Origin of the sequence: Arthrobacter roseus, from assembly GCF_016907875.1 — a bacterium.
GTDB lineage: Bacteria > Actinomycetota > Actinomycetes > Actinomycetales > Micrococcaceae > Arthrobacter_J > Arthrobacter_J roseus.
This window is the reverse complement of the sequence record NZ_JAFBCU010000001.1, coordinates 2,113,948-2,130,944: the sequence shown is the minus strand read 5'-3', so window position 1 is coordinate 2,130,944 and position 16,997 is coordinate 2,113,948. Positions and strand designations below refer to the sequence as shown.

The 16,997-nt window shown below is 61.6% G+C and carries 13 protein-coding genes; 10 read left to right on the top strand and 3 right to left on the bottom strand.

What is annotated here, in order from left to right; all coding sequences use genetic code 11:
- Positions 1 to 59: 59 nt before the first annotated feature.
- Positions 60 to 3,641: a chromosome segregation protein SMC gene (gene smc / locus JOE65_RS10385; RefSeq protein ID WP_205163103.1), complete on the top strand. Its 3,582-nt coding sequence runs from the start codon at positions 60 to 62 to the stop codon at positions 3,639 to 3,641.
- A 74-nt stretch (positions 3,642 to 3,715) separates the two neighbouring features.
- Here smc and JOE65_RS10380 read toward each other — a convergent pair whose 3' ends face one another.
- Positions 3,716 to 4,963 carry an MFS transporter gene (locus JOE65_RS10380; protein WP_205163102.1) on the bottom strand — a complete coding sequence of 416 codons (1,248 nt, stop codon included), beginning with the start codon at positions 4,961 to 4,963 and terminating at the stop codon, positions 3,716 to 3,718.
- An 83-nt stretch (positions 4,964 to 5,046) separates the two neighbouring features.
- Between JOE65_RS10380 and ftsY the strand changes: the two genes are divergently transcribed.
- On the top strand, positions 5,047 to 6,228 hold the full coding sequence (gene ftsY / locus JOE65_RS10375) for a signal recognition particle-docking protein FtsY (RefSeq protein WP_205163101.1): 1,182 nt from the start codon (positions 5,047 to 5,049) through the stop codon (positions 6,226 to 6,228).
- Here the strand turns inward: ftsY and JOE65_RS10370 are convergent.
- Positions 6,225 to 7,934, bottom strand: a complete 1,710-nt coding sequence (locus JOE65_RS10370) for a hypothetical protein (protein ID WP_205163100.1) — start codon at positions 7,932 to 7,934, stop codon at positions 6,225 to 6,227. The two genes, ftsY and JOE65_RS10370, sit on opposite strands and share 4 nt — an antisense overlap.
- A gap of 205 nt (positions 7,935 to 8,139) precedes the next feature.
- On the opposite strand from JOE65_RS10370, the gene JOE65_RS10365 reads away from it, so the two are divergent.
- On the top strand, positions 8,140 to 9,381 hold the full coding sequence (locus JOE65_RS10365) for an ammonium transporter (RefSeq protein ID WP_205163099.1): 1,242 nt from the start codon (positions 8,140 to 8,142) through the stop codon (positions 9,379 to 9,381).
- 3 nt (positions 9,382 to 9,384) lie between these two features.
- Here JOE65_RS10365 and JOE65_RS10360 read toward each other — a convergent pair whose 3' ends face one another.
- Positions 9,385 to 10,839 (bottom strand): glucose-6-phosphate dehydrogenase, encoded by a 1,455-nt coding sequence (locus tag JOE65_RS10360; RefSeq protein ID WP_338021611.1) that lies wholly within the window; start codon positions 10,837 to 10,839, stop codon positions 9,385 to 9,387.
- Positions 10,840 to 11,023: 184 nt separating this feature from the next.
- Between JOE65_RS10360 and ffh the strand changes: the two genes are divergently transcribed.
- From ffh to trmD, 7 genes are all read left to right on the top strand, one after another.
- Positions 11,024 to 12,595 (top strand): signal recognition particle protein, encoded by a 1,572-nt coding sequence (gene ffh / locus JOE65_RS10355; protein WP_205163098.1) that lies wholly within the window; start codon positions 11,024 to 11,026, stop codon positions 12,593 to 12,595.
- Between the two features lie 30 nt (positions 12,596 to 12,625).
- The gene (locus JOE65_RS10350) at positions 12,626 to 13,327 is read left to right on the top strand and encodes an alpha/beta fold hydrolase (protein ID WP_205163097.1); all 702 of its coding nucleotides are present in this window, start codon (positions 12,626 to 12,628) and stop codon (positions 13,325 to 13,327) included.
- The gene (locus JOE65_RS10345; protein WP_205163096.1) at positions 13,324 to 14,580 is read left to right on the top strand and encodes a hypothetical protein; all 1,257 of its coding nucleotides are present in this window, start codon (positions 13,324 to 13,326) and stop codon (positions 14,578 to 14,580) included. The genes JOE65_RS10350 and JOE65_RS10345 overlap by 4 nt, the downstream gene beginning before the upstream one ends.
- 331 nt (positions 14,581 to 14,911) lie before the next feature.
- Positions 14,912 to 15,337 (top strand): 30S ribosomal protein S16, encoded by a 426-nt coding sequence (gene rpsP / locus JOE65_RS10340; RefSeq protein WP_205163094.1) that lies wholly within the window; start codon positions 14,912 to 14,914, stop codon positions 15,335 to 15,337.
- A 1-nt stretch (position 15,338) separates the two neighbouring features.
- The gene (locus JOE65_RS10335; RefSeq protein ID WP_205163093.1) at positions 15,339 to 15,581 is read left to right on the top strand and encodes an RNA-binding protein; all 243 of its coding nucleotides are present in this window, start codon (positions 15,339 to 15,341) and stop codon (positions 15,579 to 15,581) included.
- Positions 15,582 to 15,690: 109 nt separating this feature from the next.
- Complete coding sequence (gene rimM, locus JOE65_RS10330) at positions 15,691 to 16,221, top strand: ribosome maturation factor RimM (RefSeq protein WP_205163092.1); 531 nt, start codon at positions 15,691 to 15,693, stop codon at positions 16,219 to 16,221.
- Position 16,222: 1 nt separating this feature from the next.
- Complete coding sequence (gene trmD, locus JOE65_RS10325) at positions 16,223 to 16,996, top strand: tRNA (guanosine(37)-N1)-methyltransferase TrmD (protein WP_205163091.1); 774 nt, start codon at positions 16,223 to 16,225, stop codon at positions 16,994 to 16,996.
- Position 16,997 lies beyond the last annotated feature (1 nt).

The window sequence follows — 16,997 nt, the reverse complement described above, 5'->3', positions numbered from 1 at the left end:
AAGAACCTGATACACAGTAGATTGGGCTATACAGCCAACCCGAGAGAGCCGGCCGAACGTTGCATCTGAAAAGTCTTACCGTCAGGGGATTCAAATCATTCGCCTCTGCCACCACGTTTGACTTCGAACCCGGCGTCACCGCCGTCGTCGGCCCCAACGGTTCTGGGAAATCCAACGTTGTGGACGCACTCTCCTGGGTGATGGGGGAGCAAGGGGCAAAGACCCTGCGCGGCGGCAAAATGGAAGACGTCATCTTCGCCGGTACCGCAAAACGTCCTCCGCTGGGTAGAGCACACGTTTCGCTCACCATTGACAATGCCGACGGCGCCCTGCCGATCGAATACACCGAAGTCACCATTGCGCGCACCCTGTTCCGCGCCGGCGGCTCTGAGTACTCCATCAACGGCACCAGCTGCAGGCTCCTGGACATCCAGGAGTTGCTCTCCGATTCTGGTCTTGGCCGCGAAATGCACGTCATAGTGGGCCAGGGGCAACTGGACAAAATCCTTCATGCCACCCCCGAAGACCGCCGCGGATTCATCGAGGAAGCGGCCGGAATTCTCAAACACCGCCGACGCCGGGAAAAAACTGTCCGCAAACTGGAGTCCATGCAGGCAAACCTTGCTCGGCTCACCGATCTCACCGGCGAAGTCCGCCGCCAGCTCACCCCACTGGGAAAGCAGGCCGACGTCGCTCGCCGTGCACAACAGGTCCAGTTCGACGTCCGCGACGCCCGAGCGCGGCTCCTCGCCGACGAACTCGTGCAGCTGAGCACAACGCTGCATAAGGAAACCGCAGACGAAGCAGCGCTGAAAGAACGGCGCAAACACACCGAACTCATGCTCGACGCCTGCCGCTTACGTCAGAGCGAACTCGAAGGGGGCGCAGCCAAGACCACCCCCGCAGCCAACGCTGCCCGCGACATTTGGTACCACCTTGGATCTATCCAGGAACGTTTCCGCTCCCTCGAAGCACGCGCCGTAGACCGCCATCAACTGCTCTCAGCCACAGAACCCGCCCGCGAGGCCGGCCGGGACCCGGAGCACCTTGCGCAGGACGCCAAACGCCTCCGGAGTGAGGAAGTAACTCTCACGCAAACACTCGACACCCTGCGGCGCATCCTCGAAAACTCCACCCAGGAACGAACAACCGCCGAGCACGCTGCCACCGCCGAAGAACAACGACTCACCATTTTGCTCCGAGCAGCCGCAGACCGCAGGGAAGGCCTCGCCAGACTCACCGGACAAGTCGGTACAGCCCGCTCACGCGTCGAATCCGCCGAAGCTGAACTCGGACGGCTCCTGGAATCCATCGAACAGGCCCACGAGCGCCGCAGCGCAGCACACAGCGACTTTGCCGTCCTGGAAAGCCAGGTCGCCGGAGCAGAAGAAGGCGAAGAAAGCCTCGACGCAGCCTACGAAGACGCGCAGGAAAAACTCGACGCCGCCACAGCCCACCTCACCCGGCTACGCGAAGAACAACACACTGCAGAACGCGAACGCGACTCCCTCATCGCCCGCCGCGAAGCCCTTGAAACAGGACTCCAGCGCAAAGACGGAACAGGGTTGCTCCTCGAATCAGACCTCAACGGAGTCCTCGGAACCGTCGTCGAACACCTCACCATCAACCCAGGCTATGAAACAGCCATAGCCGCAGCCCTGGGTAATTCCGCCGAAGCGCTCGCGGTGACCGGTCAGGACATCGCGGTTCAGGCATTGGAACAGCTCAAAGACAACGACGCCGGCAGGGCCTCGATGCTGCTGGCGCCCATAGATGGCATCGGGCCCTCGTCCAGGGCAGCGAAACTTCCAGACGATGTCCGGTCCGCACTGTCCTATGTAGGCGTTGTGGCCTCTGTCGAGCCAGCCGTGCGTGCGCTGCTGGCCGGCGTCGTCATCGTGGACACGCTCGCGGAGGGAGCCGACGTCGTCGTGCGCTACCCGCACCTCACTGCCGTGACCACGGCCGGTGACCTTCTGAGTGCACTGACGGTCCAGGGAGGATCGGCCAGCGCACCGGGACTATTAGAACTGCAGGCGACCGTTGATGAGACGGTGCGTAGGCTTGAGGCCGCCAGCGCGCGCGCCGAGCAGACCCGCTTCACCATCAAAGCCGCAGAAACCCGCGGCGAGGAAGCCCGGAACCAGACCAATGCGGCACTGGAGGTTCTCAACGAATCCGACGCCGGGCTGGCGGCCATCGCGGAAAAGCTCGGGAACCTCGGGTCGGCACTGCGCAATGCCAACGACGAAGCGACACGTCTCCAGCAACGCCTGGCCGTGGTGGAATCCAACGTGGAAACCGAGAAGAGCCGCCTCGCCGAAGTCCTTGACCGTCTCGCTGCGGCCCAGGAATCACCCGAGGAAGAGGAACCGTCCACCGATCAACGTGATGAGCTGACCATCCGTGCGCGCGCGGCCCGGGAATCCGAGCTCGAAGCGCGACTGGATCTGCGCAGTTCCGAAGAGCAGTTGGTGGCCCTCGGCACCAGGGCGGCTTCGCTTGAACGTTCCGCTGAGGCTGAACTGCAGGCACGCGAAGCAGCCGCTCAACGGGCACGAGTCCGCGCTGGACAAGCACGTAGTGCAGCCAACGTCGCTCACGGCGTCGGGCTGGTTCTGGAAAGCATCGGGCGCTCCCTAAGCGCCGCAGCCCGGGACCGTGACGCCGCCGAAGAAGCCCGGGCAGGCGTGGAACAGGAGTTACAACAGATACGGGCCACCAACCAGGAACTCGAGACAAACCTGGCAGCCCTCACCGATTCAGTACACCGCGATGAACTCATCAGGGCCGAACAACGACTGCGGATTGAAGCGTTGGAGGCTCGGGCGCTCGATGAACTGGGACTGACCTCAGATCACCTCGTGAGCGAATATGGGCCGGAGGTGCCCGTTCCGGAGTCTGCGAAAACCACGGATAAGTGGGCGGCGCTGCGAACCGCGGTCGACGACGACGGCAACGCGCTTCCGGAAGGCAAACCCTTTGTGCGTGCCGAACAGGAGAAGCGGCTGAAACGCGCCGAACGGGATCTCTCCTCGCTGGGAAGAGTGAACCCGCTGGCGCTCGAGGAATTCGCGGCCATGGAAGAACGACACCAGTACCTCAGCACCCAACTCGAAGACCTCAAAGCAACCCGTAAAGACCTGCTGAACATCATCCGGCAAGTCGATGAACGTGTGGAACAAGTTTTCTCTGAGGCTTTCAGGGACACCGCGGAACAGTTTGAACGGGTTTTTGGGAGGCTGTTTCCCGGGGGAGAGGGACGCCTGATCCTCACCGACCCCGCGGACATGCTCACCACCGGCATCGACGTCGAAGCACGGCCCGCCGGCAAGAGAATCAAACGGCTCTCACTGCTCTCCGGCGGCGAACGGTCCCTGACCGCCGTTGCACTTCTCGTGGCAATCTTCAAGGCCCGACCGTCTCCGTTCTACGTCATGGACGAAGTGGAAGCAGCCCTGGACGACACCAACCTGGGCAGGCTCATTACCGTGTTTGAGGAACTGCGGGAATCCAGCCAGCTCATCATCATCACGCACCAGAAGCGCACGATGGAAATTGCCGACGCGCTTTACGGGGTGACCATGCGCGGTGACGGAGTCACAACGGTCATCAGCCAGCGCCTGGCCGACGCCGTCTAACGCCTGCGGTTTCTCATACCGTTGTTCGAGTTTGGGTTCGGCTCGGTGTAAGCGGTCCCTACAATCGGTGATCATCAGGTTCGGGGCGGGAGGGTTTCCTTGGCGGAGATCCACGCAACAGCCGCTAGGATCGCCGTTGCCCCGGTCAGTGCGAATGCCCAGCCGAAGGAGTAGCCGAGGTCGACCAGTGCGCCCGCAATGATCGGTCCCAGAATCGCGCCGCTGTCCTGTGACATCTGAAATGTAGCGAGCACCTTCCCGCCGCCTCGCTCGGGTCCGATGACGTCGGCGACGGCGGCCTGCTGTGCCGGATTCAGAATGCCGGCCCCCAAACCGGCCACGATCGAGAGCACGATGAACCAGCTCACACTTGATGTGAAGCCCAGCGCCGCCGTCGACAAGCCATTGATAATCAGCCCCGATATGACCATGGGCCGTCTGCCGAGGCTGTCGGTGAGCCGCCCGGAAAATGACATGGCTGCAGCCGTGCCGATGGCAAAAACTGCCAGCGCAATCCCGGCCACTTCCGGGCCTTCCCCGAGAACAGTGACGGCGAATAGCGGCAACAGGGCCATCCGCACCCCGAAGGAGGACCAACCGTTGGCAAAGCCGGAGACCAGTGCCGAACGGTACGTCGGATGGGCAACGGCTTCGCGCACCTCCATTTGTGGCCCGGAGGGCGTTTTTCGCTTTCGTCCCAGGGATACATCGCGAAGTTGGGTGAACACGATGGTCGCGGCCACCAGGAGCGCCACCGCGTAGACGATGAACGGCACTCTCAACCCGAACCCTGCCAACAGGCCACCGATCAGAGGCCCGCCGATATTGCCCAGGAGAAACGCCGTCGCGTACGTGCCCGAGATGCGGCCGCGGATAGCTGGCGGCGCTAACCGGATGATCAGGCCCATGGCCGAGACGGTGAACATAGTGGAGCCAATACCGCCCAGGCCGCGGAAGATGAGCAGTTGCCAGTAGTTCTGGGCGAATGCGCAGGCACCGGTGGACACCGCGACAATCAGGAGCCCGGTCACATAGACGGACGGCTCGCCGAGTTTGCCTACCAATTTTCCGCTGACCGGGGCAAATACCAGGCGCGCGAACGCAAAGGCGCTGATGATGATCGACGCCGCCGTCGTCCCCACGTCGAAGCTCTGCGCGAACTGCGGCAGAACAGGCGCAACGAGACCAAAACCAATGGCGATGACGAAGGCCGCCGCGATCAGTACCTTTATTTCACGCGGGGTGGCTATGCGGACCGTGCGGGCTGGTTCTTGTGAGTCGGCGGCTGTACGCGCGCGGCCGAGCGGCAATCGAGGGGTCATGGTGCCAACCAGTCTTTCACCTTGCCTGGACAGATGCCTGCTTTCTCCTCGTCAGCAGGACTGGTTGTGAGAAGCTTGAAAGCGTGAATGAGACTCTTGCTGTAATTATTTTCGTTGTCGTCGCTATCGGGATCGTCGGGTCGCTGGCCCTTGTTCTCCTCAAGGGCAGGAAGGCGCCCGGGGAGAAATACACCACCACGCGAGATGCCAATGATCCGGTTCCCGGCGGTGGTTCCACGGATGTTGACGGTGCTGGCGTAACGACCGAACGCCCGGATGCTGACGGTTCTGCAGACGTTATCCACGAGGTTGAGCCCGATGGACCGTCGATTGAGACACCAGAGCCAGCCCAGGGACGCCTCGCCAGGCTTCGTGCCCGCCTGATCAAGTCCAACAACGCGCTCGGCAAGGGACTGTTGGCTCTGCTCTCCAGCGACAACATTGACGAGGACGTCTGGGACGAAATCGAAGAGACTCTGCTGCTTGCCGATCTTGGTACGGAGCCAACCCTGGAGCTGGTGGACGCGCTGCGCGAACGGGTGAAGGTTGAAGGAAGCCGCAACCCTGAGCAGGTCAAAGCGATGCTCCGTGAGGAACTCATCAAGCTTGTGGACCCCACCATGGACCGGTCTCTGGCCGTTGACCGCCATGATTCGTTGCCCGCAGTCGTGATGGTTGTAGGTGTCAATGGGGTGGGCAAAACCACAACTGTCGGCAAGCTGGCACGCGTGCTGGTTTCTGAGAACAAGGACGTCCTGCTCGGCGCTGCTGACACGTTCCGGGCGGCCGCAGCCGAGCAGTTGGCAACGTGGGGCCAGCGTGTGGGCGTTCCCACCATCATGTCCGACGTCGACGGCGCTGATCCCGCCTCTGTCGCCTTTGAGGCGGTGCGGACGGGGATTGAACAGGAAGTCGACGTCGTCATGATCGACACCGCCGGGCGCCTGCAGAACAAGGTTGGGCTCATGGACCAGCTCGGCAAGGTCAAACGGGTTATAGAAAAGCAGGCATCAGTAGATGAGGTCCTGTTGGTCCTTGACGCCACCACCGGGCAAAACGGCATGGCTCAGGCAAAAGTCTTCGCAGAAGTTGTCAACATCACTGGTATTGTCCTGACGAAGCTGGACGGTACAGCCAAGGGCGGGATCGTCGTCGCCATCCAGCGTGGACTGGGCGTTCCGGTGAAGCTGATCGGTCTGGGGGAGGGCGCCGACGATCTGGCGCCGTTCGACGCCGAAGAGTTCGTGGACGCCCTTCTCAACTAACCGTTGAACGTGAAGTGAAAGACCGACGCCGTCCCCGCCGTCACCGGCAGCGTCACCGAATCCGTCCCCGGCTGAAAACCTGGGATTCGGGGGCGCTTCGCAGGATCGATGGCGGGTGCTTCCTTGCCATCAATCTGTGACTCGTTCTCGACCGTGTAGTTGGCACCTGCCAGCTGCGTCATGGTGCCAGTAGCTGCTTTGTTCGGCAGCTTCACGGTGACCTTGGTTTGCGCGTGCTGTGCCGGATTGTTCTCATTGACAACTACGACGTTGACGCTTCCGTCCTTCTGCTTTAGGGCGTAGGCAAAGGAGAGGCCGCCACCGGCCTGTTCGAGCTTCAGGAACTTTCCGGGTTGCAGCTCCGAGACCAAAGACAGCCCAAAGTAGTTGGCTCGCTCATCAAAGGTGCCATCTGGCTTCAGGTATGGTCCACCGGCGCAGATGGCCGACATGGGCGGTCCACCGGTGCACGTCAGTAGCGAACTGTGAAAGCCAAGCCGCGGAATCCCGAGCTGCGCTGCGCTGAGCGCATAGTCCACGCTCCACAGCGCCGACGCATGAGTCTCAGTGGTTTCGTTGGAGCCGGGGCAGGCCGAAATGCCTGTTTCCGGGATCCAGGTCTGCAGACCGGCGTCGTTCGCTGGCGCCATGGCTCGCTTACGGTAATCCTGCGCTCTGACGTGGATGGTGCGGTCCATCAGGTTCTCGATGATGGGCTCACCCTGAGGGTCTTTGGAGCCGTCACACTGAGAAAGCGGGTAGTGATGGAACGAGAGGATTTTCTTTTGTGGCAGGTCAGCATTCGCAAAGGGTGCCCACCATGACTCGGAGTACGTGCCTGGCCCAACGATCGGCACCTTCGGTGCCTTCTTGTAGATGGCGTCCGCATAGGCGTTCAGCTCGGTCAGGTAGTCGTCGATACCCCAGTCGGAGGGCCGCAGGCCGGTCTTGGGGTAGCCGTTTGGCTCGTTGCCCACAGTGAACCCGACCAGCCTGTCACCGAAGGTCTTCGAGGCGTAGCCCATCATGTCTGCTGCCCGTTGTGGATCGTAGTGACCAAGATCCACGGTAAGGCTGATCGTTGCGTCCGCAGCCTCGAGCAGGGTGTTGATCCGCGTCAAGTCCTCAGGGCCAACCGCCCGCACCGGGTGAGCATCGTCGCCGTCGAGCCCGCCGGGAAGTGGCTCGTTACTCGATGTCCAGAAGAATCTACGGTCCACTGCATTGCCGCCAAAACGCAGCATGGGTTTCCCCAGGCCCTGCAGACTGCTGACAATTTCCTTGTTGCTGCCTGAGAGTCGGGGATCGCCTAGGTCCGTGGCCTCAAGCGATAATCCTATGAGTCCTGGATTCAGTTCCGTGCCCACCGGTGAGCCGGAAACACTGATCTGCATGGGCTCCACGGGTTTGAGCGGGGACCCCTTGGGCGGACCCGGCTGCTTGTACTCGGGGCCCAGTTTTTTGGTGGGCGTTGGGGAAGGGGTCGGCGTCGGAGTCGGTGCCGCCGTCGTTGTCTGAATGATGGGCGACGGCGCCGCCACCGGTTCTTCGCCGCCGTTGACGGCGATGCCCGTTCCGATCGAGGCGGCGACGACGACGGCCACCCCGGCAGCACTCCATTTCATCCGGCGGTTCCGTGGGTTTTGATCCTTGGTGCGGCGTGGGCGAAAGTGTTCGGCTGGGCTCGAATCCGGAGGCGTATTCATTGTCACCGAGTCTACCGAGGTGCTTGGGCAATCGAGGAAACTGGCACGGACGCGACAGCTTCACTCAGTCACCGGCCACAAATTTCTCCGGGCCGATTCGACGTAACAATCGAAATAGTCGCCATTCTCGCAACCGAATCCCCTTAATCTGATCAACACGGGAAAATCCCGGTCCGGTAAGACCGGACAGGCGAGAGGACACCAAATGGAATTGAGCGCAGGACAAGTCTGGATGATGGCCTCGGCTGCCATGGTGCTGCTGATGACTCCGGGTCTCGCCTTCTTCTACGGCGGTATGACGCGGGCAAAATCGGCACTCAATATGATGATGATGTGCTTCATGGCGGCTGCCCTGACGGCGGTGGTCTGGGTTTTGTGGGGCTATTCAATGACCTCCAGCGTCGGATTCGCCGGAATTGTCGGCAGTCCCCTAACCCATGCGGGACTGGGAGACCTTGTCGGTGGGGTGGAACTCATCGGTGCTGGGTACAGTGCAACGTTCGCCATTATTGCTGTAGCCCTGATCAGCGGAGCCATAGCCGACAGGGCGCGGTTTGGCGCGTGGTGTTTATTCGTCCCGCTCTGGGTAACAGCCGTATATTGCCCGCTGGCGTACATGGTGTGGGGTGGCGGACTCCTCGACGAGGAAGGCATGATCGGTTCAGTGGTCGGGGAAGCCATCGACTTCGCTGGTGGAACTGTGGTGCACATTAGCGCGGGCGTATCAGCGCTGGTGCTGGCCATCATTTTGGGAAAGCGGCATGGCTTCGGCAGCGACCCAGGTCACCGGCCACACAACATGCCCCTGGTGATGGTCGGAGCAGCGCTCCTTTGGTTCGGCTGGTTCGGCTTCAACGGTGGCGCAGCCGGTAGTGCCGAGCAGGCTGGTCTGATCTGGATCAATACACTCGCCGCCCCTGCGGCCGCCATGGTGGGATGGCTCTTCACCGAACTGATTCGCACTGGGCGTCCCACATCGTTCGGTGCGGCGTCGGGCGTGGTTGCCGGACTCGTCGCTATAACTCCCGCGTGTGCGGATGTGAGTCCTGCGGGCGCGCTCGGGCTTGGACTCGTCGCGGGCATCCTGGCATCGCTCGCAGTGGGTCTGAAGTACAAGCTGGGTTTCGACGACTCACTGGATGTGGTGGGAGTCCACCTTACTGCCGGTATCGTCGGCACTCTGGCTCTCGGATTTATAGCCTTGCCGGTCGACGGCGAAGGCGGAGGCCTCTTCTATGGCGGGGGAGCAGGGCAACTCATTGCTCAGATTGTGTCCGTGGTGCTCGCTGTGGTTCTGGCCGGTGCCGTTACTACCGTCCTTGGGCTGCTGATTGCGCGTACGATCGGCTTCCGTATTTCGAGCGAGCATGAAATCAGCGGCATCGATCGTGCCGAGCATGCTGAGTCTGCCTACGTATTCGGTACAACGGGCGCGGGCACCCGGTAGCTCTCAGGACTCCAGCGGCACGTCCTCCTGCGATGTCACCCAGGCCGACGGGCCGCTGGATCCGGCCTCATACTCATCCATCGGGACCTCATTGTTGGCCCATGCCTCCAGTACGGGTTCGACAATTCTCCAGCAGTCCTCAGCGATATCATCGCGGACGGACAGCAGCGGGTCACCGGACAGGACGCCGTCGAGCACTTCGCCATAGGGGTGCAGATCAGAGGCGTTGAGTTCCGCGCTGAGTACCGCGCGGTCAAGGCTGAAAATGTTCCCCGGACCATTGACGTCCATTTCCAACTGCAGTGTATCCGGGCCAAAACCGATGCGCAGCCGCGTGGGTGCATCAGCGCCGGTGAAGCCGGTGGGCAGGTGATTGACGGGTTTGAACGTCACCACCGCTTCCTTGCGCTTGCGTCCCACAGCTTTGCCCGAGCGCAGGATGAACGGTACCCCCGCCCAGCGTTCGTTGTTGATCGCAACCTCTACCTCCGCAAGTGTCTCGGTCATGTTCTCTGCATCGATGCCGTCTTCGTCAACGTAATCAGGAACGGAGCGATCCCCGATACTCCCGGCCGTGTAGCGGGCGCGGCGAGTGCACCGGGCAAAGTCCGGGCCTATTGAGGCCGCGCGCAACGTGCTTCCCACATGGTCGCGGAGGTCGCGTTCATGGATGGTGGCCGGACCGTTGATAGCCATCAGCGCCATGATCTGCAGCAGATGGCTCTGGATCATGTCCCTCAGCGCGCCCGCTTTGTCGTAGTAGCGGGACCGTCCTTCCACCGTGAGCTTCTCGTCGAAGAAGATTTCCACCTTCTCAATGTGCTGATTACTCCAGACCGGTTCCAGCATGCGGTTGGCAAAGCGCAGGCCAAGGATGTTGAATACCGTGGCCTTGCCCAAAAAATGGTCTACCCGATGAATATGGTCCTCCGGCACGAGCGCCTTGAGCGTCTTGTTCAGGCGCCTGGCCGATTCCTCGCCTGAACCGAACGGCTTCTCCATGACCAACCGCGTACCAGCTGGGACGTCGTCGGGCTCAAGCAGCTCGCACGCTTTTTGACTGATAGCTGGCGGAAGGGCGAAATAGATGGCGACAGGTCCGGTAAGGGTATCCAGAAGTTTCGCCAGCTCTCCCTCTACTGTGACGTCGACCGGCTGATAGGTGCTGTCCTCACAAATGCGCTCCAGCGCCGCCCGACCGGCGTCGTCCGCTTTTTCTTGCGCGGCGGCAAAAGATTCCGCCAACCGCCCCTGCCAGTCCTGGGTGGACCAACTATCCGATCCTGCCCCGACCAGCTGCAAGCCATCTGCGCGGCCACGGGTGATGAGGCGGGCGAGGCCCGGCAGGAGGAGGCGGCCGGTTAGATCACCAGAAGCACCGAGGATCAGCAGCGTTTTCACTGCGCCCTCCGGCGATGGCGTATACGTTACGTTGGCGTCCTCAGTTGGTGTGCTCACGTTCCTAGCCTGCCATCCCAGTCGCGGCTTGTCCGTGGTTTCGCCAAGTCCGTGTCATCCTGACAGCAATGCAGTGAACCACAGCGAGTCGGCCGCGCGCGCCGCCGGGCGGCAGTTGATACCCTTAAGAGCTGAGTCCTGGCTTGGCAGCCGAACGTAAACTGATGAAAGAAGTGCACCCCGCGTGTTCAATTCACTCTCCGACCGGTTGACAACAACCTTCAAGAACCTCCGTGGCAAGGGCCGGTTGTCCGATGCCGACATTGATGCCACCGTCCGGGAGATCCGCCGTGCCCTGCTCGATGCCGACGTCGCCGTCTCGGTGGTCCGGGAGTTCACCGCCAAGGTCAAGGAACGTGCGCTCGGCCTTGAAGTCTCCCAGGCCCTCAATCCCGGGCAGCAGGTCGTCAAGATCGTCAACGAGGAACTGGTGGGGATCCTCGGTGGAGAGACCCGCCGTATCCGGCTGGCCAAGAACCCACCCACGGTCATCATGCTCGCAGGCCTTCAGGGCGCCGGTAAAACCACACTCGCGGGCAAGCTGTCCAAGTGGATGAAGGACCAAGGTCACAGCCCCATGCTGGTGGCCTGCGACCTCCAGCGCCCCAACGCCGTCAAGCAGTTGCAGGTCAATGGGGAGCGCGCGGGTGTCCCCGTGTTCGCCCCACACCCAGGCGTCAGCTCAGAGTCCGAGTCAGCTAGCGGTGATCCGGTTGCTGTTGCTCGACAGGGCATCGCGGAAGCAAAGTCCAAACTGCACGACGTCGTCATTGTGGACACGGCCGGACGTTTGGGTATCGACGAGGAACTGATGAAGCAGGCCGCGGACATCCGCGACGCCATCAACCCGGACGAAGTCCTCTTCGTCATCGACGCCATGATTGGACAGGACGCCGTCAACACGGCGCAGGCATTCAATGAGGGCGTCAACTTCACCGGCGTGGTGCTGACCAAGCTCGACGGCGACGCCCGAGGTGGTGCGGCGCTTTCCGTAGCGTCTATCACCGGCAAGCCCGTCATGTTCGCCTCTACCGGTGAGGCACTGGACGACTTCGAACTCTTCCACCCCGATCGCATGGCCTCGCGCATTCTGGACCTCGGCGACGTCCTGACGCTGATCGAACAGGCTGAGAAGTCGTGGGACAAAGATGAAGCAGCCAGGATGGCGAAGAAGTTCGCTGACCAGGAAGACTTCACCCTGGATGACTTCCTGGCCCAGATGCAGCAGATCCGCAACATGGGCTCCATGAAGAAGATGCTCATGATGATGCCCGGTGCCGCCAATATACGGCAGCAACTGGAGAACTTCGATGAACGCGAAATTGACCGCGTTGAGGCGATCGTCCGTTCCATGACACCCCACGAACGGGTGGCCCCGAAAATCATCAACGGTTCACGCCGTGCGCGTATTGCCCGTGGTTCCGGAGTGCAGGTCTCGGACGTCAATGGGCTCCTGGAACGTTTCGGTCAGGCACAGAAGATGATGAAAAAGATGGCCGCGGGCGGCGGTGTACCAGGAATGCCCGGCATGGCCGGACCAGGCGGATTCAGCGGAGGCCGTAAGGGCAAACAGGTCAAGAAGAAGAAGGCCCGTTCGGGCAATCCAGCCAAAGCGGCGCAGGAATTGGCTGCGGCCGAAACCAAGCGCAAGGACAAGGCATCCGCGCCGGGTGCCTCCTTTGGCCAGCCGCAAGAAGACTTCGATCCAGCGTCCCTGAATCTGCCCAAGGGCTTCGAAAAGTACCTCGGTAAGTGATCATCGGGGCATGGCGCCGTGGCCGGTGACATGAGGCAGGAGCGGATCGTCTTTGTTCATGGCAGCGGCTCTTTCGGTGCCGCTGCGTGGCGAACACAGCATGTTCTCGCAGGTACCTACGACTGCCTGTTCCTGCGACGACACGGGTTCGATCCTGTTGCGCCTCCTGTGCCTACGGATTTCGGCGCTGACGTGCAGATCGTCGTGGAGGCCCTGGGCAGCGGGGGCCACCTGGTTGCCGCGAGCCAGGGAGCTGTCTCTGCAATGATGGCTGCCGTGGATCGTCCTGAGCTGGTGTGGTCCTTGACCCTTGCAGAGCCCGCCTGCCTCTCACTTACCCGGGAACTGCCGGCTACGCGGACACATATCGAGTTGGTGTCCAACCTTTTTGCACGGCGTTGGGAGCTCGACGACGAAGCGTTCCTGAGCGAATTCGTGTCGCTGCTCTACGGGGTACCGGCAACGCGTCCAGTTACTGCCTTGGCACGCCGGGGCGCGGCCAGACTCAAACTTCAGGCACCGCCGTGGGAGGCACCCTTGAGTATTGTTCCCGGTGTGCCCACTATGGTTCTTACAGGCGGATGGGAGCCGATGTACGAGGAAGTCGCGGCGTTCCTTGCGTCCACGGGAGCCGCGCATCATCAATTGGGTGGTGGGCACAAGCCGCTCGACACACCAGAGGGCATGCAATACCTGAGAGAATTTCTAGAGCACCACGGAGGCAAAGCATGAGCGGGCAGTCCATCAACAATTGGACCGTGATCAGCGGTGTCATCTCCTGGATGGAGCGTCCACGAGCCCAATCGCTGCGACCCTACATCCAGGACTCCGGCGTGCTGACAGCCTTCGATGGCGACGAGCCGGACGCCGAACACACCGACGTTGCTTTCCGGTGCGCGGTCGACGACGGCGGCCTGCTGGCTACGGCAGGTAAGGACGGGACGCTTCGGCACGGCCTGCATTACGCTGAATTTGCCGCACAGGTTGCCGAATCGCTGGAAGCCCGTGTCGCGCTGCTGGATATTCACGTTGAAGCAGGTACTTCCGAGGACTCGCAAAATCTCAAAGACGCCGACAACGCGACAGAGCCCGAAGCATCTGAGGATGAATCCGTGGATCTGGACACGGATGAATTCGAGGACGCTGTTCCCACAGTTGTTGTCGGAAAATTTGCGCTGCCTGAACTGGTTCTTGCCGCCTCCTCCTGGGGTGAACCGCTCAAGTATCTCGATGAGGGCCCGTGGCGCATTGTGCTGGTGCCGGACGTCTCAGTCCTGACCTGGCAGGTATGGGAACCGTCATCGCGGCCTGTTGCAGCCTTCACGTCGTTCGGAGATTTCCGGACCATTGAGGTCTGGGCCGGTGGCCGGCGTCGTGCCCGTCCCGGATCCGACTTCTGGCATGCCTGGACGTCCCCGCCAATTCCGGCTCTGGCCCTTCCCTCATACGCTGACCTCGAACTGCAGGAGGTGATGACCACACTCCTTGCCGCCGAGGTCCCCGAGACCCACAATTTTGTCAGGGCCGCTGGCCTCACCCCAGAAAATGAAGAAGCCTTCCGAGACGTGCTGGGACGCCCAGAGAGTGATTCGATTCTGGCCGCAGCAGCTTCAAGTCTCGGTTTTCCTGCCCGAGCCGGTGCGCTCGCCGATGGTTCCATTTCCCTCGACGACGTCGCAGGATTCCAGACCGTGCCGAGCCACCCCCTACCGAGGGCGCTGGCCGAAACCATGGTCATCCCTTCTCCGGGAAAGTCGCCGCTGGCCAGGCTTCACCGTGCCGTTCTCGCTCGGCCACAGCTGCTCGTGGCGGCATCGGCTGTCAGCGCGACGGCCGCCGTCGTACTCTCCAGTGCCGCGCGACGAAGCAGCGGTGGAAAGCTGGGTGCAGGCGGAATGCTCCGGGCTGGCGGTGCGTTCTTCGCCGCCGACGCCGCGGCCAGCCTCATGCTGTACGGAATTGTGCGTTCCACCAAGAAGCCCTAGCGCTGTCCCGGCCGCGGCAGGGTCACTTCTCGCGATCCGGCCGAAGGCAGGGTCACTTCTCGCGATCCGGCCGAAGTCACCCTTTGTCCGCCAGATCACCCACGTGCGGGGTGTCTTGGCGGGTTAAACCCTGATGTGGGCCATGGGAAAGCGGCCGCGGCGCGCCAAGTCGCGCGAAGTAGTGTCCATCTGGCACAATGGGAGGGTACTTGAGCCGTCCGGCCCCTCTCTCCGAGCGTGTCTCTTGTCCTTAGAGCCCTTGAGTATGGCCCGCCCCACGGGTGCAGAAATCGGGTTTGCCCATTCTTTAGAACCAGGAGTGACCACAAAAGTGGCCGTAAAGATTCGCCTTAAGCGCCTCGGAAAAATCCGCTCACCGCATTACCGCATCGTCGTCATGGACGCACGCAACAAGCGTGATGGCCGTGCTATCGAAGAGATCGGTAAGTACCACCCCACCGAAGAGCCTTCATTCATTGAGGTCAAATCGGACCGCGCGCAGTACTGGCTCGGCGTTGGCGCACAGCCAACCGAGCAGGTTGCCGCGATCCTGAAGATCACCGGTGACTGGCAGAAATTCAAGGGTATCGAGGGCCAGGAAGGCACTCTGAAGACCAAGGCACCCAAGGAAGCATTCGTTGCTCCCGAAAAGGGTTCCGTGATCGTCCCCGAGGCCATCACGCCGAAGGCCAAGAAGTCCGACGAAACCTCGGATGAGGCTGCTCCGGCAGAAGCAAAGACCACCGAGGCAGAGTAAGTTGCTGTCAGAAGCACTCGAACACCTGGTCCGTGGAATCGTTGATAGCCCGGATGATGTCAAGGTATCCGCCAAGAACAACCGTCGGGGAGAAACCCTCGAGGTCCGCGTTCACCAGGAAGATCTGGGCCGAGTCATCGGCCGGCAGGGCCGCACAGCCCGCGCACTGCGAACTGTCGTGGCGGCACTCGCCGGTGGCGAGAACGTCCGCGTTGACGTCGTAGACACCGACCGTCGTCGCTAAATAGCCACGGCAACTGATCAAATACATGCCGTCCGGCCCTTCTACCTGTTACTGGTGGAGGGGCCGGACGTCTTAACGCAGGCCGCCAGGCCACGGTTCAGGGAGAAAAATGCAGTTACAGGTTGCACGGATCGGAAAACCCCACGGCATTCGTGGCGAAGTGACGGTTCAGGTACTTACCGATGCACCACAGGATCGCTTCGTGCCGGGATCCAATATCATCGTCGAACCAGCTGCTCTGGGACCACTGACCATCACATCGGCGCGCTGGAACAAAGACATCCTCTTGGTCGGCTTCAGCGGGTTCAGTGATCGCAATGGTGCAGAAACCTTGCGAGGTGCTTCCTTGTTCATCGAGACCGAGGAAGCGAACGACGACGGCGCCGAGGGCTGGTACGAGCACGAGCTGAAGGGCCTGATCGCGAAGGTCGACGGTGAAGTTGTCGGCACAGTGACAGGCCTGCGCACGGGGACGGCACAGGATCTGCTCGTCATAGAAGGCCAGGACGGGACGGAGATTCTAGTGCCGTTCGTTGAGCAAATTGTGCCCGTGGTTGATCTGGAAGCCGGTGCCATCGAACTGACGCCTCCGCCCGGTTTGTTCACCATCAACGCGCAAGCGGTGGATGGCGACCTCTGACATGCGGATTGACGTTGTCACCATTTTTCCCGAGTATCTGGCGCCCCTAGAGCTCTCGCTGATCGGTAAGGCCAGGCAGGACGGCCTGCTCTCCCTAGCGGTACACGATCTGCGGGAGTTCACAACGGACCGCCACCGTACCGTTGATGACACCCCATACGGCGGTGGCGCGGGAATGGTGATGAAACCGGAGCCGTGGGCACAGGCCCTGGAGTCCGTAGCCGCGCAGCCGGTGCACGGAAATTCTGAGTCGGTGCCAACCCTGATTGTTCCCTCGCCCGCCGGAGAAGTGTTCAACCAAGAGCTGGCCTATGAACTCGCCACAGAAGATCACCTTGTCTTTGCGTGCGGACGCTACGAGGGTATTGACGAGCGGGTTCTTCAGTGGTCGGCGGAGCGGTTCCGAGTGCGCCCGGTGAGCCTGGGTGATTACGTGCTGAACGGGGGAGAGGTCGCCGTGCTGGCCATGGTTGAGGCAGTCGGTCGCCTGCTTCCAGGTGTGATCGGGAACCCGGAATCCCTCGTTGAAGAGTCCCACTCGGACGGTCTGCTGGAGTATCCCGTCTACACAAAGCCATCGTCCTGGCGTGATCGCAACGTCCCGGAAACCCTGCTCAGCGGCAATCATGCAAAGATCGCTCGCTTCCGCCGCGATGAACAACTGAGGCGGACCACTGAACGGCGCCCAGATCTGATTCGAGGCCTCAATATGGCCAGTCTGAATACAGCGGACATCGCCCTACTTAATTCGCTCGGTATTGCCCCGAACCAGTGAC

Coding starts and splice junctions, on each gene's coding strand:
- JOE65_RS10345 (WP_205163096.1), top strand. CDS start 13,324: ATGAGCGGGCAGTCCATCAACAATTGGACCGTGATCAGCGGTGTCATC.
- trmD (WP_205163091.1), top strand. CDS start 16,223: ATGCGGATTGACGTTGTCACCATTTTTCCCGAGTATCTGGCGCCCCTA.
- JOE65_RS10365 (WP_205163099.1), top strand. CDS start 8,140: ATGGAATTGAGCGCAGGACAAGTCTGGATGATGGCCTCGGCTGCCATG.
- JOE65_RS10350 (WP_205163097.1), top strand. CDS start 12,626: ATGAGGCAGGAGCGGATCGTCTTTGTTCATGGCAGCGGCTCTTTCGGT.
- rimM (WP_205163092.1), top strand. CDS start 15,691: ATGCAGTTACAGGTTGCACGGATCGGAAAACCCCACGGCATTCGTGGC.
- JOE65_RS10380 (WP_205163102.1), bottom strand. CDS start 4,963: ATGACCCCTCGATTGCCGCTCGGCCGCGCGCGTACAGCCGCCGACTCA.
- JOE65_RS10370 (WP_205163100.1), bottom strand. CDS start 7,934: ATGAATACGCCTCCGGATTCGAGCCCAGCCGAACACTTTCGCCCACGC.